At 63.1% G+C, this 22,370-nt stretch carries 21 protein-coding genes; 6 read left to right on the top strand and 15 right to left on the bottom strand.

All coding sequences use genetic code 11. From position 1 onward, the window contains the following. Window positions 1-107: 107 nt before the first annotated feature. The 4 genes from JQ641_RS05920 to JQ641_RS05905 form a co-directional block, all read right to left on the bottom strand. Entirely contained in the window at window positions 108-893 is a 786-nt protein-coding gene (locus JQ641_RS05920; RefSeq protein ID WP_211994985.1) for an outer membrane protein, read from the bottom strand. A gap of 193 nt (window positions 894-1,086) precedes the next feature. Further along, window positions 1,087-2,346, bottom strand: a complete 1,260-nt coding sequence (locus JQ641_RS05915; RefSeq protein WP_211994984.1) for an FAD-dependent oxidoreductase — start codon at window positions 2,344-2,346, stop codon at window positions 1,087-1,089. A gap of 48 nt (window positions 2,347-2,394) precedes the next feature. Further along, window positions 2,395-3,924 (bottom strand): caspase family protein, encoded by a 1,530-nt coding sequence (locus JQ641_RS05910; protein ID WP_211994983.1) that lies wholly within the window; start codon window positions 3,922-3,924, stop codon window positions 2,395-2,397. Between the two features lie 133 nt (window positions 3,925-4,057). Next, window positions 4,058-5,839: a winged helix-turn-helix domain-containing protein gene (locus JQ641_RS05905; protein ID WP_249150223.1), complete on the bottom strand. Its 1,782-nt coding sequence runs from the start codon at window positions 5,837-5,839 to the stop codon at window positions 4,058-4,060. A gap of 253 nt (window positions 5,840-6,092) precedes the next feature. Here JQ641_RS05905 and JQ641_RS05900 point away from each other — a divergent pair, with 253 nt between their 5' ends. The 3 genes from JQ641_RS05900 to JQ641_RS05890 all read left to right on the top strand — a co-directional run bounded on the left by JQ641_RS05900 (window position 6,093) and on the right by JQ641_RS05890 (window position 10,304). Continuing rightward, a complete protein-coding gene (locus tag JQ641_RS05900) occupies window positions 6,093-7,133 on the top strand; it encodes an AraC family transcriptional regulator (RefSeq protein WP_349628511.1) in 1,041 nt (346 codons plus the stop codon). A gap of 317 nt (window positions 7,134-7,450) precedes the next feature. Beyond that, window positions 7,451-8,992 (top strand): DEAD/DEAH box helicase, encoded by a 1,542-nt coding sequence (locus tag JQ641_RS05895; RefSeq protein ID WP_211994979.1) that lies wholly within the window; start codon window positions 7,451-7,453, stop codon window positions 8,990-8,992. A gap of 244 nt (window positions 8,993-9,236) precedes the next feature. Further along, window positions 9,237-10,304 carry a GGDEF domain-containing protein gene (locus JQ641_RS05890; protein WP_211994978.1) on the top strand — a complete coding sequence of 356 codons (1,068 nt, stop codon included), beginning with the start codon at window positions 9,237-9,239 and terminating at the stop codon, window positions 10,302-10,304. Window positions 10,305-10,405: 101 nt separating this feature from the next. On the opposite strand, the gene JQ641_RS05885 is transcribed toward JQ641_RS05890, so the two are convergent. From JQ641_RS05885 to JQ641_RS05835, 11 genes are all read right to left on the bottom strand, one after another. After that, entirely contained in the window at window positions 10,406-10,885 is a 480-nt protein-coding gene (locus JQ641_RS05885; protein WP_211994977.1) for a TfoX/Sxy family protein, read from the bottom strand. A gap of 143 nt (window positions 10,886-11,028) precedes the next feature. Further along, window positions 11,029-11,418: a HesB/IscA family protein gene (locus JQ641_RS05880; RefSeq protein WP_211994976.1), complete on the bottom strand. Its 390-nt coding sequence runs from the start codon at window positions 11,416-11,418 to the stop codon at window positions 11,029-11,031. Window positions 11,419-11,563: 145 nt separating this feature from the next. Further along, a complete protein-coding gene (locus JQ641_RS05875) occupies window positions 11,564-11,977 on the bottom strand; it encodes a VOC family protein (protein WP_211994975.1) in 414 nt (137 codons plus the stop codon). A gap of 9 nt (window positions 11,978-11,986) precedes the next feature. Further along, entirely contained in the window at window positions 11,987-12,373 is a 387-nt protein-coding gene (locus JQ641_RS05870) for an SUF system Fe-S cluster assembly protein (protein ID WP_192739476.1), read from the bottom strand. After that, window positions 12,370-13,617, bottom strand: coding sequence for a cysteine desulfurase (locus JQ641_RS05865; RefSeq protein ID WP_211994974.1), 1,248 nt, complete (start codon window positions 13,615-13,617; stop codon window positions 12,370-12,372). Before JQ641_RS05865 ends, JQ641_RS05870 begins: the two co-directional genes overlap by 4 nt. Next, window positions 13,614-14,939, bottom strand: coding sequence for a Fe-S cluster assembly protein SufD (gene sufD / locus JQ641_RS05860; protein ID WP_211994972.1), 1,326 nt, complete (start codon window positions 14,937-14,939; stop codon window positions 13,614-13,616). The genes JQ641_RS05865 and sufD overlap by 4 nt, the downstream gene beginning before the upstream one ends. 20 nt (window positions 14,940-14,959) lie before the next feature. Beyond that, window positions 14,960-15,715, bottom strand: coding sequence for a Fe-S cluster assembly ATPase SufC (gene sufC, locus JQ641_RS05855; RefSeq protein WP_211994970.1), 756 nt, complete (start codon window positions 15,713-15,715; stop codon window positions 14,960-14,962). A 16-nt stretch (window positions 15,716-15,731) separates the two neighbouring features. Next, entirely contained in the window at window positions 15,732-15,935 is a 204-nt protein-coding gene (locus tag JQ641_RS05850; RefSeq protein WP_211994968.1) for a GlyGly-CTERM sorting domain-containing protein, read from the bottom strand. A 5-nt stretch (window positions 15,936-15,940) separates the two neighbouring features. Beyond that, window positions 15,941-17,422: a Fe-S cluster assembly protein SufB gene (gene sufB, locus JQ641_RS05845; RefSeq protein ID WP_211994964.1), complete on the bottom strand. Its 1,482-nt coding sequence runs from the start codon at window positions 17,420-17,422 to the stop codon at window positions 15,941-15,943. A gap of 91 nt (window positions 17,423-17,513) precedes the next feature. Continuing rightward, window positions 17,514-18,674 carry a cysteine desulfurase family protein gene (locus tag JQ641_RS05840; protein WP_211994962.1) on the bottom strand — a complete coding sequence of 387 codons (1,161 nt, stop codon included), beginning with the start codon at window positions 18,672-18,674 and terminating at the stop codon, window positions 17,514-17,516. A 33-nt stretch (window positions 18,675-18,707) separates the two neighbouring features. Continuing rightward, the gene (locus tag JQ641_RS05835; protein WP_211994961.1) at window positions 18,708-19,922 is read right to left on the bottom strand and encodes an acyltransferase family protein; all 1,215 of its coding nucleotides are present in this window, start codon (window positions 19,920-19,922) and stop codon (window positions 18,708-18,710) included. A gap of 31 nt (window positions 19,923-19,953) precedes the next feature. Here JQ641_RS05835 and JQ641_RS05830 point away from each other — a divergent pair, with 31 nt between their 5' ends. From JQ641_RS05830 to JQ641_RS05820, 3 genes are all read left to right on the top strand, one after another. Beyond that, entirely contained in the window at window positions 19,954-20,895 is a 942-nt protein-coding gene (locus JQ641_RS05830; protein WP_211994960.1) for a LytTR family DNA-binding domain-containing protein, read from the top strand. Window positions 20,896-21,154: 259 nt separating this feature from the next. Then, a complete protein-coding gene (locus JQ641_RS05825; protein WP_027536583.1) occupies window positions 21,155-21,802 on the top strand; it encodes an alpha/beta hydrolase in 648 nt (215 codons plus the stop codon). Between the two features lie 15 nt (window positions 21,803-21,817). Beyond that, entirely contained in the window at window positions 21,818-22,330 is a 513-nt protein-coding gene (locus JQ641_RS05820; protein ID WP_211994959.1) for a DUF1697 domain-containing protein, read from the top strand. Window positions 22,331-22,370 lie beyond the last annotated feature (40 nt).

Here is a 22,370-nt window from a genome sequence, read left to right as displayed (position 1 = left end):
TACAACGTCGCGAGCCAGGCGGATTGTCTCTTACTGTTGCGGGGCCGCTACAGACTCACCGCGTGATGTCGTGGCCGCAGTATTCCGCTTTAAGCAGCTAGCGACTCTCAGTACCTGGCGACGACCGGTCCGGCCGACCACGGATTGAACTTGAAGCTCACCCGCCCCATCACCGAATCGACCTTCGCCGAGACGTTACGGAGATCCACCACAGTGCAGCCGACCAATGCCCGGTTACAATTGTGCTGCTCGCTGTCGAACTCGTAGTGCTTGTAGTCGATGCCGAGAACGAGGTTGTCCAGGACCGCGTATTCGCCACCGACGCCGGCATACCAGCCGCCATGAGCGGCGCTGGCCGCCGCGATCGTAAGGTTGGCCGCGGGGAGGTAGACTTGGGTATCGATGTCAGCCCGGGCGTAGCCGCCCTGGCCGTACACCATAAAGCGATTCCAGGCATAGCCGAGCCGGCCGCCGATGTAGCCGATGTCATTGATGCGGCTTTGGCACGACCCCGCAGGGCCGTAGATGCAGCCAGGACCGAAGAAGCCATTGCCAACGGTGGTGTTGAAGCGGTTGTCCAGGCCGTTCCAGCCGCCTTCGATACCGAGCACAAAGTTGCCCCACTGCTTCTGGATTCCGGCAAAGCCGCCGTAGATCAACCGGCTCTGGCTGTCCGTCCTCCAGAAGGAGCCGGGAAAAGCGTTGTAGAGAACGCCGTCGGTGGTGTCCCATGCGCCGCCGGCCGCGCCGCCGAGATAGATACCGGACCAGTCATAGGTGACAACCGGGGGTGCAACGGGCGCCTTGGTGTACGGCCGGGCCGCGATGTCGGCGGCGAACGCGCTCGCCACGCTGGCGGCAAGGATCGAAGCTGCGAGTACCGGTTTCTTCACTTTGAATAATCCCCTCCATCAGAGTTGGGGAGCGTACATCGACAACCGAAATCCTGACGTGTCCCGGCTGGCACCGGGCTTGTCGCCATGGGCACTGCGTGGGCTACAACGTCGCGAGCCAGGCGGATTGTCGCTTACTGTGGCGGGGCCGCTACAGAGTCACCGCATGATGTCGTGGCCGCAGCCAGCTTGTTCAGTGTTCTGCAGATGCCGGCGACTGCACATGCTCGGGCCGGACGCCGAGGCCGAGAAACCGCGCCGTGATGCCCTGCAGCCACGGCACCGCCGTGACCAGCCGCACGATCATCGGAGGTTTTAGCAGCACACCGCCCGGCTTCAATGCCGCTCGGACAATGTTGTCCTGAACAACGACCTGCATCCGCTGTGTCATCCGCACCGGAAACTCGCGGCGCTTACGTACCGCATCCAGTTCGTCCTCGGGTGGACAACCATTCACCAGCTTCGCCGCCAGCAGGTTCGCGGTCGCAACCGCATCCTGGACCGCGAGATTGACGCCGACGCCGCCGACGGGCGACATCGCATGTGCGGCATCGCCAATGCACAGCAAGCCCGGCCGGGTCCAGCGCGGCAAACGATTGACCGCGACCGTCAGCAGCTTGATGTCATCCCAGCTCTTGATATCGGCAAGGCCGGATTTGAGGATCGGCGCCATCCGCGCGACATTGTCGAGCAGTGCGGACAACCCCCTCGCCTTGACCGCATCGTACTGGCCCTTGGCGATAACGTAAGCGCATTGCCAGTAATCGCCGCGATCGAAAGTCACCATCATGCTGCCGGGATCGATGCGGGCGAACAGGTTTTCGGTTTCGTTGGCGCGTTTGCCGGCGCGAAACCACAGCACATCCATCGGCGCGCCGATTTCCTCGATTGCAAGCCCCGCCCGCTCGCGCACCAGCGAATGGCGGCCATCACAGGCAACGGTGAGATCGGCCTCGATATCGATCACGCCCTCCGGCGTGTTTGCTCGCACGCCCGCGACGCGGCCGCCGTCCTCAATGAGATCGGTCGCTTCGGTGCTCATCATCACCTTGAGCGAGGCAAACCGCTTGCCGCTCTCGCGCAGGAAATTCAGGAAATCCCATTGCGGCATGAAGGCGATATAGGGATATTTTGCCTTCAGCCGGCTGAGGTCGGCCAGCCGCACCGGCGCGCCGCCGAACAGACCGTCCATCTTCTGCAGCCGCTGATGCGGCAGCTTCAGAAATCCTTCGATCAATCCGAGTTCGTCCATCACCTGCAGGGTCGAGGGATGAACCGTGTCGCCGCGAAAATCGCGAAAGAAGTCGGCGTGCTTTTCCAGCACCACGACATCGACCCCGGCGCGGCCCAGGAGATAGCCGAGCATCATGCCGGCGGGCCCGCCGCCAACGATGCAGCAGCGAACCTTCATCGTGCGCCCCGGGGGCTGCCGTGAAAAACTGCCTGCGTCCATGATCGACCTCCGAGCGGACTGTAGCTCAATCGGACGACGCTGGCTGGATTACCGTCGAAAGCTCTTGATCTCGGACACGCTGCCGTCGCGGTAGACCAGCTCGACCGAAACCGACTTGGTCGCCGGCGCAAGCTTGAGGTAGGGCTGCGCCTCGCGCGGGATGACGCTGGGATCCCTGGGATCGCACGGCGGCATTTTCAGAACCTGGTCGGGCACGGCACTGTCGATGCCGACGCGCACTTCGCGGATCGCGCAGCGGTACGACATCAAATGGGTGTAATAGACCAGCAGCCCGTTGAATTCGCGAAACGACAGCCAGCTGGTCGCGGTCATGTCGAGGATCTTGCGCTGGTCGCGGATCAGCGCGGCTTCGGGATCGAAGCGGATCGGAAACGGCCCCTGCACTTCGCCATTGGTATCGACATAGCGCACCTGGATCGTGGCGGCCGGCGCATCGGCCGGAAGCTCGATCGACGGGTTCGGCATCCGCTTGCGGGTGCGCGGATCGAGCGTGTCGATGAAGCCGGTCTCGCGGAAATCGCCGGCCTCGCCCATCCGCCAGGAAATCCCGAGCGTCGGATCGGCGATCGAGAACACGACGGTCCATCCGCCATTATGGCGCGAGAACATCGCGATCGGTGCGTTGACGGAGTCGTTTGACGGCGCAAGCCGGTGCATCGGCGGCAACGCTGCAACCTTCTGCAATGGCTCCGCAGGCTTGGCGACGGCAACCTCGGGCGCGGCCTTCGCCGTGCCGCTCAGGAATACGTCGTCGACCATCTGGTCGAAATAAACCGGGATCTGCTTGTGGCGCACGGTCTCCGCCAGTTCGGCGACCAGCCGCCGCGTGCGTTGCGCGACCTGCACGAGGTTGACGCCGGGCTGCGTCAGTTCCTTGGTAAAGGTTCGGGTGAACACCGAATTGGGATTGGCATCGTCGTTCGACAGGCGGTCCAGCGCGGTCTGCCGCGGACCCGCTGAGAATATCGAGAACACGCCTTCCGGCAATTGCGTCATCGGCGCGAGGCCGCCGCCACCGGCGACGGCGCGGGTGCCGGAGCGCTCGAACGGATTGTTGCGGCAGGCATCAAACACCAGAATGGCGGTTCGCGCGCCCTTGTTCTGCAGGCGCTCGATGATGCGGTCCGCGAGGATGGAGGCGTCGCGCACCAGTTCCTCCTGGCCTTCGGTCGCCGCCGGTACGTCGGTCGGCAGCAGGAAGTTCTGGCCGGCGATTTCGAAGCCGTGGCCCGCATAGAAGAAGAACGCGGTGTCGCCCTTGCCGACCGCCTTGTCGAACGCGAGCAGGCTCTGGCTGAATGCCTGGCGCGTCTGGTTCTCCGCGACCATGACGGTGAAACCGAGTTGCTTCAGCGTATCGCCCATGGTGCGGGCGTCGTTGACGGCCTTCTGCAGCTTCGGCACGTTCCGGTAGTCGTTATTGCCGATCACGAGCGCGACGCGTTTTTCGGCATGAGCGGGGGCAGCGAACGCCAGCAACGAGGCGACAATGCCGAATGCCAGTCCGGACAGCAGCCCGGCTTTGAACCGTGCCTTGGACAGTAACCAGCTCGTCATAACCAGTTCCCCGCAATGATCCGCGGCCGCGCGGGACCGCTTTTGTCGTAGTCGATAAAGCCGCGCCGGCGGTTCAATGCTGCAGGCAGGACCAGAGCCCCATTTCCGCCACGTTAAGTCAGATGCGAGACCGCTATTTCGCTGCCATACCAAGCGCCAGGAGAGTATCCTCCACACGCCTGGAAGCTTCGTTATACACGGGGCTGGCATTCCTGGGATCAAGCCTGATGTTGGCGATCGTGGAGCCGGGCCGCAGTTCCATGGTCTTGGCCAGGGCCGCCTTGGCCTCGTCCGTGCGGCCCGTACGATGGTAGGCAATTGCCAGCACCGCGTGTGATCGTCCAGTGGCCGGCGTGATCGCAATCGATTTCGTGAGATAAGGGATCGCCTCTTCGTTGCGGTCCATCACCACCAAGGTCAGCCCCGCTCCCAACAGCCAGGTCCAGCGCGCCGTTCGCGGCGTATCGAATTGCTCGGCTTGCTTGAACGTCGCCAGCGCGTCGTCGAACCGCCCCAGCCGAAGCTGCCCGAGGCCCAGATTGTAGATCGCGAGCCCGTCCCAGGGATCCAAGGTCAACACCCTGCCGCAGGCAACCAGGCTTTCGATGAACTGGTTTGTCGCATTGAGGAGCCGGCAATACGCCTCCAGCACGGGGATGTAGGTCGGCTTCGCCCGCAGCGCCTGCTCGAGCATCGATTGCGCGGCGCGCTGGGTCTCGGCAACATCGGCCCGGTTGTACCAGGTCATCTGGATGCCGCGCAGCAAATGCGCGGACAACGCGGCGGCGAGGTCGACATTACCGGGATCGGCCGCGATGGCTTTTTCCAGCATGGTCTGCGCGGCCTTGAAACGCTCCGGCGTCGTCTGGTTGATCGAGGCCATCGCCTGCTCGATCACGACCTTGGCGGTGCCGCCGGCCAGGTCGTCGTCGGTCGCGGCCGGGCCGGCATTGATCATCGCATTGATGCGAAGCGCCAGCGGATGGCCGACGCCTGCGGCGAGCCGGATCTGCTGAAGCGTCATGTCCGACTTCTCGATGCCGACCGAAACCGAGTTGGTCCAGCGTACCTCGCCCGTGGCGCCATTGCTCATGCGCGCCTGGATGGTCCAGGCCCCGCCTTCCAACCGCAGTTCGCCGCTCACCACGAAGTCGGCCTCCGGGTGCGCGGCGACGGGCTGGGGCACCGCCGAAGCTGTTTGAGATCGCGGCGCCAGCACGCGCAACTTGTCGATCCGGGCCAAGCCGTCGGTGAGCCGGTCGGTCACGTCCCCCGCCATCTCGGCAACCAACTGGCTGTCACCGACGCCGACGATCGGCATCATGGCGATGGTCGGTGACTTTCGTGGAAACATGGAATCGGGCGTGAGCACCGGTGCTGCGGCGGCAACGCTGACGGCCGCGCTGAGGCGGTCAGCCACGCTCGCCGCCAACTCGGCAAGTTTCTGGCCCTCACCCACCCCAACGAGCTGCTCTGCGGCAACGGCCGGGGGTTTTCGCGCGAAGATGAAATCGGGCACGAAGATCGGCGCGGCGACGGCCAGGCCGATGACCGCACCGAGCCCGGCCGCCGTCGCAAGCGCGGCGCGCAAGCCGAAGCGGAGCCGTGTCCGGGCGGGCTCCGCCGCCAGCGCCGGTGGCGCCATCGCGACCGCTTCGACGCCGGCTGTCGCGACCGGGGGCTGTGCTTCATCGCCAAGGCCGCCCGGCCCGACCGTCACTTGCCCGTCGAACAGGTAGCCGCGGCCGGAAACCAGCTTGATCAATTGGCGCTGGTCGTCGCCAAGCGCGGCGCGGATTTCGCGGACGCATTGGAAAAGGCTGTCGTCGCCGACATGGATATTCGGCCAAATCGCGTCAATCAGGTCCTGCTTGCTGAGAACGCGTCCGGCGTTGGTCACAAACAGCTGCAGCATGTCGAAGGATTTCGGGCGCAGCCGGATCGCTTCGCCACCGGGCCCGCGGAGCCGGGCGCGTTCCGGGTCAAGTTCAAATCCGGCGAAACAGAGCAACTTGTGACCGCAATCTTCTCGGGGCTGGGCTGCGCACAGCGAATATCAGAGAAATTTCAGAAAGTCACCGCCGTCCCATCAGGACCGGGATACCCCACCGTGGCATGATTCCCGAGTGATTTGCCGCGCCGCGGCATATCCTGGGAGGAGTGCTGGGGTGGCTATTTCGGCTTTAAGAGGAGCGGCACGTCTGGCGTCGGTCGCCTATGCCCCTCCTGGAGATCAGGGTACCTCTGTCAATAAGTGGTCCACCGATCAGGTCGAACCGAAGGACCGCTTCGACTATTGGCGCGAGGTGCGCTCCAAGGGGCTTTTTGGGGCGACCGCCGAACTCGACCGGGAGCACCGCCCAAATTTCTCCGGAGAGTTCTCGCTTCGAAAGATCGGCTCCGCGGGCCTGATCGGCCTGCGCGCCTCGAGCTATCACGTCGAGCGCAGTGCGACCGATATCGCCAACGCCCCCAGCGACAGCCTTTGCATCTGCCAGCAGCTTGGCGGCGGCGGCTGGTTCAGGGTCCGGAATGTCGATGACTTCCAGGTCGCCGGCGGAGCGTTTTCGACGAGCTATTCGGACCTGCCCTACCACACGGTCCCGATCGCCGCTGAAGGCTTCGATCTTCGCATTCTGAAGGTGCCGGTGGCCGACATTCTGCTGCCGCTACCCGGCCTGCACGAGCTCGTCCCGAAACCGCTTATCGACCGCCCCATCCTCATTCCGCTGCTGGAATCCTGTTTCACCGATCTGACCGAAACGGATGACGACAGCGATCCGGCGACAACGAAGGCGCTGGTGCAGACGCTCACGCACCTCACGCTGATCGAGCGCGGCGTTGTCCGGCCGACCAGCCGGGTGGCGCAGTACGCGGTTCGGGCCGGCCGCCTGTCCCTGGCGCGGCGGTTGATGGCCCGCCACATCGCCGAGCCTCAATTGTCGCCCGCGTTCATCGCAAGTCAGCTCGCGATCTCGGTTCGTCATCTGCACGTGCTGTTCGAAGAATCCAGCATGAGCTTCTCGCAAACCGTCACCGCGCTGCGCATCGAACGCAGCCGCCGCCTGCTGCGCGAGGCGCCGGCCATGACCATCGCCGAGATCGCCTTCGCCAGCGGCTTCGACAGCCTCGCAACGTTCTATCGCGTGTTTCGCGCGGTTCAGGGCATCACGCCCGGTGACTTCCGGGAAGCGGCGACAAGGAAATAGGGTATGAGCGCGCGACCGGTCGCGTGGCAGCAGGCTCCGCAAGCTCGACGCATTTGACCGCCAAATAACGGTTTAGCCGTTATTTGTGCGAAAACATTAAGCTTTTTCGGCCTTTTCGCCGGTTCCCAGATTGACTTTGGCCGTTTCGCGCCTATGTTCCGGCTCAACGCGGCCTAGGATCGACACGCGATTCCCTAAGGTTAGCCGCTCGTCTGCGTAAGTCAGAGCCCCCAGCTTCTTAAAGCGCGCCGTTTCGGGGTTGAACGCGACAGCCTTATTACCCTCGATTCCGAACGGCGGTGTCGACTAGAGGCTCAATGTCTTTTTCCCATCTCGGACTTTCCGACAAGGTTCTCGCCGCTGTTGCGGCCACCGGCTACACCACCCCTACGCCCATTCAGGAACAGGCGATCCCCCACGTTCTGGCCCGCCGCGACGTTCTCGGCATCGCCCAGACCGGCACCGGCAAGACCGCCGCCTTCGTCCTGCCCATGCTTACCATGCTGGAAAAGGGCCGCGCCCGGGCACGAATGCCCCGCACCCTGATCCTGGAGCCGACCCGCGAACTTGCGGCCCAGGTCAAAGAGAATTTCGACAAATACGGCATTGGCCAGAAACTCAATGTCGCCCTGCTGATCGGCGGCGTCTCGTTCGGCGATCAGGACACCAAATTGACCCGCGGCGTCGACGTCTTGATCGCGACCCCGGGCCGGCTGCTCGACCATACCGAGCGCGGCGGGCTGCTGCTCACCGGTGTTGAACTCCTGGTCATCGACGAAGCCGACCGCATGCTGGACATGGGCTTCATTCCCGACATCGAACGGGTCTGCAAGCTGGTCCCGTTTACGCGACAGACCCTGTTCTTTACCGCGACGATGCCGCCCGAAATCAGCCGCATCAGCGAAGCCTTCCTGCACAATCCCGAGCGCATCGAAGTCTCCAAGCCCGCGACCACGGCGGTGGGCGTATCTCAGTTCCAGGTCGCCTGCGGGCGCGAGGTGCACGAGAAGCGCGAGATCCTGCGCCGCCTGCTGCGCGACGCCAAGGACCTCCAGAACGCGATCATCTTCTGCAATCGCAAGCGTGAAGTCGCGGTCGTTGCCAAATCGCTTCAGAAACACGGCTTCAGCGTCGGCGCGCTCCATGGCGATATGGACCAGTCGGCCCGCACCGCCGCCCTCGAATCATTCCGCAAGGGCGAAATTCCGCTGCTGGTGGCCTCCGACGTCGCCGCCCGCGGTCTCGATATTCCCGCCGTCAGCCACGTCTACAATTTCGACGTGCCGCATCATCCCGATGATTACGTCCATCGCGTCGGACGCACCGGTCGCGCCGGCCGTGCCGGCACCGCGATCTCGATCGTCACATCGCTCGACACCAAATCGCTGGCCGCGATCGAACGGCTGATCGGAAAATCCATCCCCCGCGCGGAAGGCGACTATTCCGTGCGATCGGAAACGTCAGGCGATATCGACCCGCCGCGCGAGGCGCGCGGCAGAGAAGGTTCTCGCGGAGGCTCACGCCACGGTGCGAGAGAAGGCTCCAAGGAAAGCGTCAAGGAAGGTTCGAGAGAAGGTTCGCGGGAAGGTTCACGTGGCGGACGGAAACCGCGACGAGAGCGTGAGCCCCGCCACGGTGAGCGCGAGCCGCGCCACGCCAAGGGAGGCGAGCGCAACTCCGGTCCGCAGCCGCAGGCCGCGACCGAAGCGTTCACGCCGCCAGCGCCCGCACCGGCCTCCCGCGTGCCCTCGATCGGCCGGGCCGAACCGCGGCGCGCCCAGCGCGAGGTCGAATCCGAGCCTGCCGATCACTCGCATCTTCCGGCGTTTTTGCTGCGTCCCGTGCGCGCCCGCGTCTAGAGCCTTTTCCGTTCCGATGGAATCGGAACGGGGCTCTAGATTCTTGTTTTGACGCGTTTTCTTCACGCGAACCGGTGTCCACTTCGCTGGAAAACGCTCTAACGCTTTCAACGCCATCCACGCGGTAAACAGGGAACACCCCTGTTTACCGGGCGTTCATTCTCCTCCCTTAACTTCACGGCGATAATTTTAGTCATTGCCTGCTGGGCGGCGCGAAGCGTTGCTCGCTATTAGGGACGGATCAGTGGTGAAACTGCTGGACGAACACGAACGCACGTTGGCCTTCGCCGAAGTCGCGATGGGTCAGATCAAGTCGCTTCGGCAGACCGCCGTGCCCCGCAATTATGAAATCTGGTACGTCTACGCCACCGGTTACAACGCCCCCCTCAACAAGATCATCAACGAGACGCTGGCGCGCAACGGCAGGCTCAGCGAAGCCGACCTCGAACAGATCTACGAAACCTACCTCTCCCACATCAAGACCTCCGACCGCATCGACAAGGTCGGCGCGCGCGTGATCGGCGAGATCGACGACGTGATGAAGCTACTCACCGAAGCACTCGGCATGTCGGCGAGCTATGACGCCAGCCTGAGCGGCGCCAGCGAGAAACTGTCGACCGCGCAGAGCCGCGACCAGATCAAGGCGGTGGTCGACCAGCTGGTGAAATCCACCCGCGAGATGCGCGACACCAACAAGGCGCTGGAGAACCGGCTGTCGCTGTCGAAGAACGAGATCAGCAATCTCCAGCACAGCCTGGAAGCCATCCGCGCCGAGAGCCTGACCGATCCGCTCACTGGCCTTGGCAATCGCAAATATTTCGACCGCTCGATCGAGATGGCGGTACAGGCGGCGCTGGCCAACGGCGAGCCGCTGTCGCTGTTGATGTTCGACATCGATCATTTCAAATCGTTCAACGATTCCTACGGCCACCTCACCGGCGATCAGGTGCTGCGTCTCGTCGGCATGTCCTTGAAGCAGACCATCAAGGGACAGGACATCACCGCGCGTTATGGCGGCGAGGAATTCGCGGTCGTCTTGCCCAACACCGCGCTGCGCCAGGCACTGACGGTTGCCGATCACATCCGCCGCGCCGTGATGGCGAAGGAATTGAAGAAGAAATCCACCGGCGAAATCCTCGGCCGCGTCACCATCTCGGTCGGCGTTTCCATGCTGAAGCCGGACGACGACACGGATTCGCTGATCGAACGCGCCGATGCCTGCCTCTACGCCGCCAAGCGCAACGGCCGCAACCGCGTAATCTGCGAAGTCGACCCCGAATACGCCGCCGATTCCCGCAGCCAGGTGGCCTGAGTCCAATCCCTCATGGTGAGGAGCGCATCTTGCGCGTCTCGAACCATGAGGCCCCCATCTAGCCTGTGGCCATCCTTCGAGACGCGCGCCATGCGCGCTCCTCAGGATGAGGAGTTTCTTCGCGGCGCTTTCTTTTTCTTCTTAGCTGCCGGCTTCTTCTTGGCTGCCGGCTTCTTCTTGGCCGCCGGCTTTTTCGCGACAACCTTCTTCACGGCTTTCTTCGCAACTTCCTTCGCCGCCTTGCGCGCCTTCGGCCGCTTGCGCAACGCGGCGCGCTGCGCGGCGGCCAGCGCCGCCCTCGCCCAATTGCTCAGCTCCTCCGAATCGTCGAACAGCCGCGCCGGCAATTGCCAATACGAATTCACGGTCACGGTCTTCGTACGCGTCTGATACGAAAACGGCTGCGAGCCCTCCGCCTCGAACTGCGGAATCGTCGTTTCATCAGCCCTGAAATACAGGCCGGCGCGCAGCGCGAGTGCGAAGTTGGTGCCGTCAGCGGAAATGCCGAAGCCGGAAAACATCCGGCGGATCGTCACCGGACCGAAATCGGCAAACAGGTCGATCAGGAAATCGCGATCCATGCGCTAGGTCTCGTGCCCCGGACGCAGCGCAGCGTGTAACGATGCGCTGCAGAGCCGGGGCCCATGATTTTGAGCGTCATAAAGTGATGGGTCCCGGCTCTGCGCAGCAGCGTTGCACGCTGCAGCGCGTCCGGGACACGAAGCTAAACCTTCGCGGGCGTCAGCTGCACCGACTCGCCGCAACCGCAGGCCGAGACCTGGTTGGGATTGTTGAAGATAAACTGGGCCTGCATCTTGTCGGCCTTGTAGTCCATCTCGGTGCCGAGCAGGAACAACACGGCCTTGGGATCGACCAGGATCTTGACGCCGCGGTCCTCGACCACCTCGTCGGTGGGGCGGACTTCGTGGGCGTATTCGACGGTGTAGGACTGCCCGGCGCAGCCGCCGTTCTTGATGCCGACGCGCAGGCCGACGATTTCGGAATCGGCGCGCTTGGTCAGCTCCGTAATGCGCTCTGCCGCCGCTTCGGTAAGTTTCATGACCTGCGGGCGCGGCCGCGGCTTCGGCTTGGAGACGGGTGCGGTGGTGTCCATTGCAGTGGATCTCCTTACGCCGCGCGGTGGCGACGAAATCCTATACCGTTAAAGTAACAACGAAATTCCTGCTGTGAAGGTCTGATATCCCGAATTTGGTTAGAACCTGTCCGAACGAAACCGTATTCCTTCTCGCAGATCGCTCCTAATAAATCGCCCAAACTCCCGGCGTCACCAGCTCCAGCAGATGCCGGTCCGGGTCGCGAAAGTAGATGCTCTTTCCGCCGCGCGGCCAGTCGGTCCTGCCTTCGATAGCGACTTTGTGCTCGCCAAGCCGCGTTTCCCAGGCAGCCAGTTCGGCCGCCGTGATGGCAAAGGCCACATGTATCGGGCCGCTGCCGTCATGCGGCGGAATAGTCCCGCCGGGCAAATGGAGCGTCTCTAGCGTCGCACCGCGACGAAACAGCAGAAGCACATTGCTGCCGCCGACATCGAAAGCAAGAAATCGCGAATCACGCGTCAGCGCTACCAGCCCAAGCACGTCTTCGTAGAATGCACGGGCGCGGTCGAGGTCATCGACATAAAGTGCGGTCTCGAGAACACCGGATAGCTTCGGCACCAAGACCCGTCACCACATATTGAGCACGAGGCGAGCCTCGTCGGACATGCGATCCGGCGTCCAGGCCGGCTCCCACACCAGATTGACATTGACGACGCCGACGCCGGGAACGCTGGCGACCGCGTTCTCCACCATGGTCGGCAGTTCGCCCGCCGCCGGGCAGTTCGGCGTGGTCAGCGTCATCATCACATCGACGCTGCGGTCGTCCTTGAAATCGACCTTGTAGATCAGGCCGAGTTCGTAGATGTCGGCCGGAATTTCCGGGTCGAACACCGTTTTCAGCGCAGCCACGATCTCGCCGCCGAGACGCTCGGTCTCCTCTGGCGGCAGCGCCGACTGGGTTTCCATATTGGCTTTGACTTCGTTGGCGGTTTTGACTTCGGCTGTGTCGGTCATGAAAACAAATCCTGCGCCTTGATCAGCGCCTGCACCAGATGGTCGACTTCTTCACGGGTATTATACATCCCAAACGACGCCCGGCAGGTGGCTGTGACATTGAACCGCTCTAAAAGCGGCATCACGCAATGGGTGCCGGCGCGGACCGCAATGCCCTGGCGGTCGATCACGGTCGCGATATCGTGGGCATGCGCGCCCTTCATCTCGAACGAAATCACCGGTCCCTTGCCGCGCGCGGTCCCGATCAGCCGCAGCGAATTGATTTCGCGCAGCCGATCCTGGGCGTAGGTCACGAGGTCGTGCTCGTGGGCGGCGATGCGCTCCTTGCCGATCGAATTGACGTAGTCGATCGCAGCCCCGAGCCCGATCGATTCCACGATCGCGGGCGTGCCGGCCTCGAATTTATGCGGGGGATCGCCATAGGTGACCCAGTCCCGGGCAACTTCGCGGATCATCTCGCCGCCGCCGTTGAAGGGGCGCATCGCGACCAGGTGCTCATGCTTGGCGTAGAGCACGCCGATGCCGGTCGGGCCGTACAGCTTGTGACCGGTGAAGACATAGAAGTCGGCGTCGATGTCCTGAACGTCGATCGTCATGTGGACGGCGGACTGGCTGCCGTCGATCAGCACCGGGATGCCGCGGGCATGCGCCAGCTTCACGACGTCCTTGACCGGCACGATGGTGCCGAGCGCGTTCGACATCTGCGTGACCGCGACCAGCTTGGTGCGATCGGTCAGCAGCTTTTCGAATTCCTCGATCAGGAAATTGCCTTCGTCGTCGACCGGCGCCCATTTGATGACCGCGCCGTGGCGCTCCCGAAGGAAATGCCAGGGCACGATGTTGGAATGGTGCTCCATGATCGAGATGATGATCTCGTCGCCGGCCTTGATGTTGGGCTCACCCCAGGACGACGCCACGAGGTTGATCGCCTCGGTGGCGTTGCGGGTGAAGATGATCTCTTCGGTGCGTCCGGCGTTGAGGAATTTTGCCACCTTGGCGCGGCCGCCTTCATAGGCTTCGGTCGCGGCGTTGGCGAGATAATGCAGCCCGCGATGCACGTTGGCGTATTCGCTCTTGTAGGCTTCCGTCATGCGGTCGAGCACGGCGGTGGGCTTCTGGGCGGAAGCGGCGTTGTCGAGATAGACCAGCGGCTTGCCATAAACCTTCATCGCCAGCGCCGGAAAATCCTCCCGCACCCGCGCCACGTCATAGGCGCCATTCTTTACCGCCGGATGCATGGTCAACCCCTCGCCTCCAGCCAGCGCTGCGCCGCTGCAATCGCAAGCTCGCGCAGGCCGTCATTCACAATCGATTCAATCGCCTCGCCGACGAAGGCCTGGATCAGCAGCGCCTGAGCTTCCTTCTCGGAAAGGCCGCGGGCGCGCAGGTAAAACAGCAGGCTCTCGTCGAGCGCGCCGGTGGTGGCGCCATGGCCGCAGGTGACGTCGTCGGCAAAGATCTCGAGCTCCGGCTTGTTGTCGGCCTCGGCGTCGTCGGACAGCAGCAGCGCCCGCGTCATCATCTTGGCGTCGGTCTTCTGGGCATGCGGACGCACGATGATGCGGCCCTGGAACACCGAATGGGCGCGGTCGTCGACGACGGCGCGGAAGATTTCGCGGCTGTCGCAATGCGGCACCGCGTGGTCCATGAACAGCGTGGTGTCGGCGTGCTGCTTGCCGTTGAGCAGGTTGACGCCGTTGGTCTCCACCCTGGAGCCCTCGCCGGCAAACGCGATGGTCGCCTGGTAGCGGCTGACGCCGGCGCCCGACATCATGCCAAAGGTGTTGAAGTGCGCGTGTGCGCCGAGGCTCACCACACCAGAGGAAATATTGAAGGCGTCGCGACCGTCTTCGTTGAGACGGACATGATCGAGGCGTGAATTGTTGCCGATCGAGATCATCAGGGAATCGTGAACCTGATAGGCCTTGGCGCCCTCGGCCGCGATATAGCTTTCGACCAGGGTTGCACCGGCATCCTTGCCGAGGCGCAGCAGCGAGCGCGTGAACATCGCCGCCGGCACCGTGCCGCTGGCGATATGGACGATCTGCAGCGGCTGCGACAGCACGACACCGTCGGCGACATCGATCACCACGCCGTCGGTCATCATCGCGCTGTTCAGCGCCACCATGGGATTGGCATTGTCAGGCGTGAACAACAGCGCCTGCAGCGCGGCGTCGCCGGTTTCCAGCGTCTCGCGCAGGGTGCGGATGCCGAGGCCCTTCTCGATACCGCCGAGTTCGGAAAGCTTTGGCGCAAACACGCCATCGACCAGCACCAGCCGGCGGACGCCTTCGATGGCATGCAGCTTGGCGGCGCTGGCAGCTCGCGAAAATTCCGCCGCATCCGGCGCGGGCGCCAGCGGCAGCACTTCGCGCATCAGCGCGCGCAGATCGGTGTATTTCCAGTCCTCGATCCGGCGATGCGGCAGGCCCGCTTGCGCATAGGCTGCGAAAGCCGCCTCGCGCGCCGCAGCAACCTTGCCGGTGCCGGGAAGCCGGTCGCGCGCGATCGCAAAGCTGTCGCTCAGCGCGCTCCCGGTCTCGTTTTTTACCAAAGCCACATTCATCACAAAATCCGTATCCCGCCTCAGGCTGCGTCTTCGAACTGGGCGTAGCCGGAAGCCTCGAGCTCCAGCGCCAGTTCCTTGTCGCCGCTTTTGACGACGCGGCCCTTGGACATCACGTGCACGAAATCCGGCACGATGTAGTTGAGCAGCCGCTGGTAGTGGGTGATGACGACCATGGCCCTGCCCTGCGAACGCAGCGCGTTGACGCCGTCGGCTGCGACACGCAGCGCGTCGATGTCGAGGCCGGAATCCATTTCGTCGAGGATGCAGACGGCCGGCTCGAACAGCGCCATCTGCAGAATCTCGTTGCGCTTCTTTTCGCCGCCGGAAAACCCGACATTGACGCCGCGCTTGAGCATGTCGCGGGGAATGTTCAGGCTGGCCGCCGCCGCATAGGCCTTCTTCAGGAATTCCGGCGTCGTCAGCTGGCTCTCGCCGCGCGCCTTGCGCTGCGCATTCAGCGCCACGTGCAGGAAGTTCATGGTGGCGACGCCGGGAATTTCGACCGGATACTGGAACGCCAGGAACACGCCCTTGGCGGCGCGCTCATCCGGCGACATCTCCAGGAGGTCCTCGCCCTTGAACAGGATTTCGCCGCCGGTGACTTCGTAGCCCGGCTTGCCGGCGATGACGTGCGACAGCGTCGATTTGCCGGAGCCGTTCGGCCCCATGATCGCGTGCACCTCGCCTGGATTCACCGTGAGCGACAGCCCATGGAGGATCTCACGCTCCTCGACACGGACTTTCAGGTCTTTCACTTCAAGTAACGCAGTCATATTCTTTCCTTCTGGCCTAAAACGCCCGAACTAGAGCTGGCAAAAAAAGCCAGGCAAAAAACCCCAGAGATCCACCACCTGCAGCCAGTTTTCCGAATTCGGTAACTTCAACCGATCCCGCAAAACTCCCGATCAACACGGCAAACAATCCGACGATCGCAATCATCAAAAACAGCGCGAGCGGCGCAAACCGTATGAAGTAGAAGATGTTTCGAACCATCCGGGCTACCCGACGCTGCCCTCCAGCGAGATCGAGATCAGCTTCTGCGCTTCCACCGCGAATTCCATCGGCAGTTGCTGCAGCACATCCTTCACAAAACCGTTGACCACGAGGCCGACAGCTTCTTCCTGGGAGAGTCCGCGCTGCACGCAGTAGAACAGCACGTCTTCGGAAATCTTCGACGTGGTGGCTTCGTGCTCGAACAGCGCCGAGGAGTTCTTGGCCTCGACATACGGCACGGTGTGCGCGCCGCATTTGTCGCCGATCAGGAGCGAGTCGCAGGCGGTGAAGTTGCGCGCGCCTGTTGCTTTCCTGTGAGCGGTAACGAGGCCGCGATAGGTGTTTTGCGAGACGCCGGCGGCGATGCCCTTGGAGATGATCCGGCTTGTCGTGTTCTTGCCGAGGTGGATCATCTTGGTGCCGGAATCGACCTGCTGGTGACCATTCGAGATCGCGATCGAATAGAACTCGCCGCGCGAATTGTCGCCGCGCAGGATGCAGCTCGGATATTTCCAGGTGATCGCCGAACCGGTCTCGACCTGGGTCCAGGAGATCTTGGAATTATTGCCGCGGCAGTCGCCACGCTTGGTGACGAAATTGTAGATGCCGCCCTTGCCTTCGGAGTTGCCCGGGTACCAGTTCTGCACGGTCGAATATTTGATCTCGGCATCGTCGTGCGTGACGAGTTCGACGACGGCGGCGTGCAACTGGTTCTCGTCACGCTGCGGCGCAGTACAGCCTTCGAGATAGCTGACGTAAGAACCCTTGTCGGCGATGATCAGCGTGCGCTCGAACTGGCCGGTGTTGCGCTCGTTGATGCGGAAGTAAGTCGACAACTCCATCGGGCAGCGCACGCCCGGCGGCACATAGACGAACGAGCCGTCGGAGAAGACAGCCGAATTCAGCGTCGCGAAATAATTGTCCGAGGTCGGCACGACCGTGCCGAGATACTTCTTCACCAGTTCAGGGTGTTCGCGGATCGCTTCAGAGATCGGCATGAAGATCACGCCGGCCTGCTTCAGCTCCTTCTGGAATGTGGTCGCGACCGAAACCGAATCGAAGACAGCGTCGACCGCGATCTTGCGCTGGCCCTCGGGGCGTACGACGCCTTCCAGCACCTCGACTTCGCGCAAGGGAATGCCGAGCTTCTCGTAGGTCTTCAGGATGTCCGGATCGATCTCGTCGAGCGAACCGATCGTCTTCTTCGGCTTCGGCGCCGAATAGTAATAGAGATCCTGGTAGTCGATCTTGGGGTAGTTGACGCGGGCCCATTGCGGCTCGGTCATGGTCAGCCAGCGGCGATACGCCTCCAGACGCCATTCCAGCATCCAGGCCGGCTCGTTCTTTTTTGCGGAGATGAAGCGAACGGTGTCTTCCGACAGCCCTTTTGGAGCCTTGTCGGACTCGATCAGCGTCTCAAATCCATATCGATATTGGTCGACGTCGATCTGCCTGACGCGATCGACCGTCTCCTGTACGGCAGCCATTCCATCCTCCGCTCGCGGTTTCAAGGACCGCGGTGGATCAATCCGGCGGTTCTAGAGCCTGATCGATCCTGATTGGTTCAGAACCGATTGCTTAGAACCGTTCAACCTGTGTTTCGTTGCTCTTAAGTAAGGTATTGGCGAGCTTTCGCCAAGCCTTGAGGGCTAATTCAATCTCTGTCTGTGATGTAGACCACCCCAGACTGAGCCGCACAGCTCCCTGAGCCAGTTCCCGGCCCTGCCCCATGGCGTCCAGGACATGCGATGGCTGGACCTTGCCGGAGGAACAGGCCGAACCAGACGATACCGCAATACCGGCGAGATCGAAGCCAATTACGGCCGTTTCGGCCTTTAAGCCGGGAACCGTGAACAGTGTGGTATTGGGCAACCGCGGCGCTGCTTCCGAAAACACAATCATCCTGGGCGTCTGCTTCAAACCGTCCTCAAGGCTGCTCTTGAGGCCCGCCAGACGGCCAGCGTCCACTTCCAGCGCTGTCATGGCGACCTTGGCGGCAGCGCCAAACGCCGAAATCCCCGCAACGTTCTCGGTACCCGCCCGGCGGCCCAGCTCCTGCCCGCCGCCGCGCAGCAGCGGCTCCAGCCCCTGCACGTCCCCGGCCAAAACAACCGCACCGACACCCTTGGGGCCACCGATCTTGTGCGCAGAAAGCGTGATCAGATCGGCTTCGATCGACTTGATATCAAAGGCTATTTTTCCGAATGCCTGGATCGCATCGACATGCAGCAGGCCACCGGCCTGATGGACGATCCGAGCCACCTCCGCCACCGGCTGAATGGCTCCGGTCTCGTTATTAGCCAGCATCACCGACACCAGCGCGGGAGGGCCGCTCAACAGCTCGCGCAGATGGTCGAGGTCAACAAGGCCCGAGGCCGTGACCCTGATGGTCTTGATCGCGTCGGCCGGAAACCGGCCGCCCGCCAGCACGGAGGCGTGTTCGATGGCGGACACCAGCAGCTGCTGAACCGGCTGCCCCGCGCCCCGCCGCAAGCCCGGCGTCAGCGCCAGCGCGTTGGCCTCGGTTCCGCCCGATGAGAAGACCACGTCCTGCGGCCGGGCGCCGACCCCCGCCGCGACCGCGGCGCGGGCGTCCTCGACCAGCCGGCGGGCCTGCCTGCCCTCGGCGTGGACCGAGGACGGGTTACCGGCGAGCTCCCAGGCCGCCGCCATCGCCGCCTTGGCCTCCGGGCGAAGCGGCGTGGTCGCGTTCCAGTCGAGATAGATCCGGTCGGGCATGCGCCGTCTTAGCACCTTTCAGGAGGCGGCCAATCATTGCGCGGGCTGGCTCCTCGCCCGCACCGGCATGGCCGGTTCGGATGCCATCCGCAATCCGAACAAGGGCCTCAAGATAGTGATGCGCCGAACGATCTCATAGGTCGCCACGCAGGCCGCGATCGTGCCAAGAATGACGATCCCCGCCTCAAGCCAGGCTGGCAGGCCTTGTCCGTGCAACGCATGCGCAATCATGATGATCGCGGTCTGGTGCACGATGTAATACGGGAAGATCGCATCGGTGAGATAGCGCCGCGCCGGCGAATCCGCGGTCAGCCATCGCCGCGCGAAGCCGAGCAGCGCGACCATGCAAAGCCATTGATAGGATCCGTAGGCCACGCCGGCCATGATTTTCAGCGGCATGCCGCCGTACCTGGTCGCCCACACCGCGAGAAAGCACAGAAAGAACCCGGCCGCCAGCGACAGCGCCAGCCAGCGCAGACGCTCCATCGCCTCCCAGATGGCGTTGGCGCGGGCCAGCACAAAACCGAACAGGAAGACGGTCGCGAACAGCGCGTGATTGTACCAGTCGCCGAACAGCGCGTGCGTCGATGGAAAGTGCGGTAGCAGCACCAGACGATAGGCCGCAAGCAGCAGCGGCGGCACGACCAGCAGCAGCACGCCCGACAGCACGGATGCCAGCCGCCGCTCGATCCATCCGAGAAGTCCGGGAGCCAGCCACAACACGCCGCCCAGCGCCACCGTGTAGACCCACAGATAGACCACGAACCAGAGATGGTTCCAGGTCGGCAGCACGATGCAGGGGTTTGGGCAGAATTGCGACCCGAAAGCGAGATAGTGCCGCTGGTAGAAATCGACGAAGCCGGCCGGATAGCCAAGCGACTCGACGATCTGGTCATAGGCCTGCGGCGGCACGATCACCAGCATCCCGAACGCCAGGGGAATCAATAGCCGCGCCGACCGCGACCGCAGCAGCGGCCCCAGTTTGTATTTGCCCAGCATGAAGCGGGTCGCCACCCCCGAAACCAGGAACAGCAGCGCCAGCCGCCACGGATTGAGCACCAGCATCACCGGTTCCAGCGCAGCGATCCGATGCGCGCTCTTGATGTGAAAGCCCCAGGAAACGTAGAGCATGCCGACATGGTAGAAGATCAGGAGGCCGAAGGCTGCGATCCGCACCCAGTCGAGATCGATGCGCCGCTCGGAGCCGGGAGCGGAATCCGGTGATTGTGATATGGTTTGCTGCCACATGGCTTGATCCCTCAATGCGCGACGAAGTTGGATGACCGACGTCAAAAATGCGCCTGATAGCCGTGGCGTCGAGCCGGTTTGGGATCAAAACCAGCCGGCTTGGGACGAGACGACCCCGCGTGGGACCAGCGGCCTGTTTCGCGGGACAACCGGCGCCGACTGGCTGGTCTACGCCGGGGTCGCGGCGGTCGCGCTTGCGATCGGCAGCGTCAACGCGCTGTCGATCGCGGACGACATCGCCCGGCGCGGCGGCTCGTACAACCTCAAGACGCCGCTGCTCTGGGAGATGACCAGCATTGCCGTCATCATCCTGCTGGCGCCGGCCCTGTTCGCCGCCGTCAGGCGAATCCGCCGGGAACCGCGCTGGCTGGTCCGTATCGCGCTGGTGATCGCGGCCATCATCGTCTTCTCCGCCGTGCACATCACCGGGATGGTGGCCTTACGTAAACTCGTGCTGTGGATGCTCGGCGGCAGCTATGATTTCCACCTCTCGCTTGCGACCCTGCTCTATGAGGCTCGCAAGGACGCGGTCACCTGCCTGTTGATCGGTGGCGGCATGTGGCTGATCGACAGCCGCCGGGAGGTCGGGGCGGTTGCGACGGCGGCCCCCGCCACGGCAGCGGAAGAGCTGCCGCATATGGTCTGGCTGCGCGACGGCACCACCAGCATCCGCATCGAACCCCGGGAGATTATCTGGATCAGTTCGGCCGGGAACTATGTCGAATACAGCCTCGCCGATGGTCGCAGCCATCTGGTCCGCGGAACGCTGGCGGCGGCCGAGGCCCAGCTTGCGCGCTTCAAACTGGCACGCGTTCACCGCACACGGCTGGCCAATCTCGACCGGGTGACCGCCGTGGCGTTGAAGCCATCGGGAGATTTCGAGCTTACTTTCGACACCGGTCAGACCGCCGTCGGCAGCCGGCGCTACCGCAGCGCCATCGCCTCGCTTGAACGCATCACCGCTTCAAGTTGAGCGGCAGCCTTGCCAGGCCGGCACTGAATCGGCCCTCGGCGATAGAAATCCTTAAAATCCATCAAATACTTATCCCGGGCGCTGGATTCGCCTTGGCCCGGCCTCGGGTGCATAAAAACCTTGCTTTTTGCCCCTCGCCTCATGCTAGAACGCGGCCGACAGTTCACGGGGCGCCGCGCGCGCATCTCCCAAACGACGCCTGATTGCCGTTTCTCCGCGGATCAATTCCGTCGCCAAGAAGCACTTCCAAGGATCATCCATGCCCGAAGTTATTTTCACCGGTCCCGCAGGCCGTCTCGAAGGCCGCTATCATCCGGCGAAGCAGAAGAACGCGCCGATCGCGATGATCCTGCATCCGCATCCGCAGTTCCACGGCACGATGAACCACCAGATCGTCTACCAGTGCTACTACGCGTTTGCGCATCGCGGCTTTTCGGTGCTGCGCTTCAATTTCCGCGGCGTCGGCCGCAGCCAGGGATCGTTCGACCACGGCACCGGCGAATTGTCGGACGCGGCATCCGCGCTCGACTGGGCGCAGACCATCAATCCCGAGGCGCGCGCCTGCTGGGTCGCGGGCTTTTCGTTCGGTGCCTGGATCGGCATGCAGCTTCTGATGCGCCGGCCCGAGGTCGAAGGTTTTATTTCGATCGCGCCGCCCGCCAATCTCTATGACTTCTCCTTCCTCGCGCCCTGCCCGTCGTCGGGCCTGATCGTGCATGGCGAAAAGGATGCGGTGGTGCCGCCGAAGGACGTCAACACGCTGGTCGAGAAGCTCAAGACGCAAAAGGGCATCGTGATCGACCAGCAGGTCATCCCCGGCGCCAACCATTTCTTCGACGGCAAATTGCAGCCGCTGATGGAGACGGTGACCGGCTATCTCGACATGCGGCTCGCCAACGTCCGCTAAATCAGGCGTTACGGTGTGACCGCGTTCGTCGCCCTGCTCCGTGCCGTCAATGTCGGCGGCACCGGCAAGCTGCCGATGAGCGAGCTGAAGGCGATGTGCGAGGCGATCGGGTTCGAGGCCGTTCGCACCTATATCGCCAGCGGCAATGTCGTGTTTACCAGCCGCAAAGCCGAATCCGCCGTCAGGAAGGCGCTGGAAGGCCGGCTGGAAACCTATGCCGGCAAGGCGATCGTCGTTATGGTGCGTACGGCCGCCGAAATGCAGGCCGTGCTGAACAACAATCCGTTTCCCAAGGCGCCGGGCAATCGGACGGTCGCGATCTTCCTCGACGCCAAGCCACCGGCGGATACGCTTACCGCTCTCAGGCATCGCAAGGACGAGGAAATCGGATTGGGCGCCCGCGAGATCTACGTCCATTACGGCGACGGCATGGGACAATCAAAACTGGTGATCCCTGCCGCGAAGGCTGGAACGGCGCGCAACATGAATACGATCGCGACGCTCGCGAAAATGGCCGCGGATTTGTAGGCTTGTAGGATGGGTGGAGCGAAGCGATACCCATCAATTT

The organism is Bradyrhizobium sp. JYMT SZCCT0180, from assembly GCF_018130165.1.
Taxonomy (GTDB): Bacteria; Pseudomonadota; Alphaproteobacteria; order Rhizobiales; family Xanthobacteraceae; genus Bradyrhizobium.
The sequence above is the reverse complement of the archived record's forward strand: the minus strand, read 5'-3'. Positions and strand labels throughout refer to the sequence as shown.

Excerpts from the sequence above, each read along its gene's own strand:
- JQ641_RS05915 (WP_211994984.1), bottom strand. The coding sequence starts at position 2,346 with ATGGACGCAGGCAGTTTTTCACGGCAGCCCCCGGGGCGCACGATGAAG.
- JQ641_RS05910 (WP_211994983.1), bottom strand. The coding sequence starts at position 3,924 with ATGACGAGCTGGTTACTGTCCAAGGCACGGTTCAAAGCCGGGCTGCTG.
- JQ641_RS05905 (WP_249150223.1), bottom strand. The coding sequence starts at position 5,839 with ATGCTGCAGCTGTTTGTGACCAACGCCGGACGCGTTCTCAGCAAGCAG.
- JQ641_RS05895 (WP_211994979.1), top strand. The coding sequence starts at position 7,451 with ATGTCTTTTTCCCATCTCGGACTTTCCGACAAGGTTCTCGCCGCTGTT.
- JQ641_RS05885 (WP_211994977.1), bottom strand. The coding sequence starts at position 10,885 with ATGGATCGCGATTTCCTGATCGACCTGTTTGCCGATTTCGGTCCGGTG.
- JQ641_RS05880 (WP_211994976.1), bottom strand. The coding sequence starts at position 11,418 with ATGGACACCACCGCACCCGTCTCCAAGCCGAAGCCGCGGCCGCGCCCG.
- JQ641_RS05870 (WP_192739476.1), bottom strand. The coding sequence starts at position 12,373 with ATGACCGACACAGCCGAAGTCAAAACCGCCAACGAAGTCAAAGCCAAT.
- sufD (WP_211994972.1), bottom strand. The coding sequence starts at position 14,939 with ATGAATGTGGCTTTGGTAAAAAACGAGACCGGGAGCGCGCTGAGCGAC.
- sufC (WP_211994970.1), bottom strand. The coding sequence starts at position 15,715 with ATGACTGCGTTACTTGAAGTGAAAGACCTGAAAGTCCGTGTCGAGGAG.
- JQ641_RS05850 (WP_211994968.1), bottom strand. The coding sequence starts at position 15,935 with ATGGTTCGAAACATCTTCTACTTCATACGGTTTGCGCCGCTCGCGCTG.
- sufB (WP_211994964.1), bottom strand. The coding sequence starts at position 17,422 with ATGGCTGCCGTACAGGAGACGGTCGATCGCGTCAGGCAGATCGACGTC.
- JQ641_RS05840 (WP_211994962.1), bottom strand. The coding sequence starts at position 18,674 with ATGCCCGACCGGATCTATCTCGACTGGAACGCGACCACGCCGCTTCGC.
- JQ641_RS05835 (WP_211994961.1), bottom strand. The coding sequence starts at position 19,922 with ATGTGGCAGCAAACCATATCACAATCACCGGATTCCGCTCCCGGCTCC.
- JQ641_RS05830 (WP_211994960.1), top strand. The coding sequence starts at position 19,954 with ATGACCGACGTCAAAAATGCGCCTGATAGCCGTGGCGTCGAGCCGGTT.
- JQ641_RS05825 (WP_027536583.1), top strand. The coding sequence starts at position 21,155 with ATGCCCGAAGTTATTTTCACCGGTCCCGCAGGCCGTCTCGAAGGCCGC.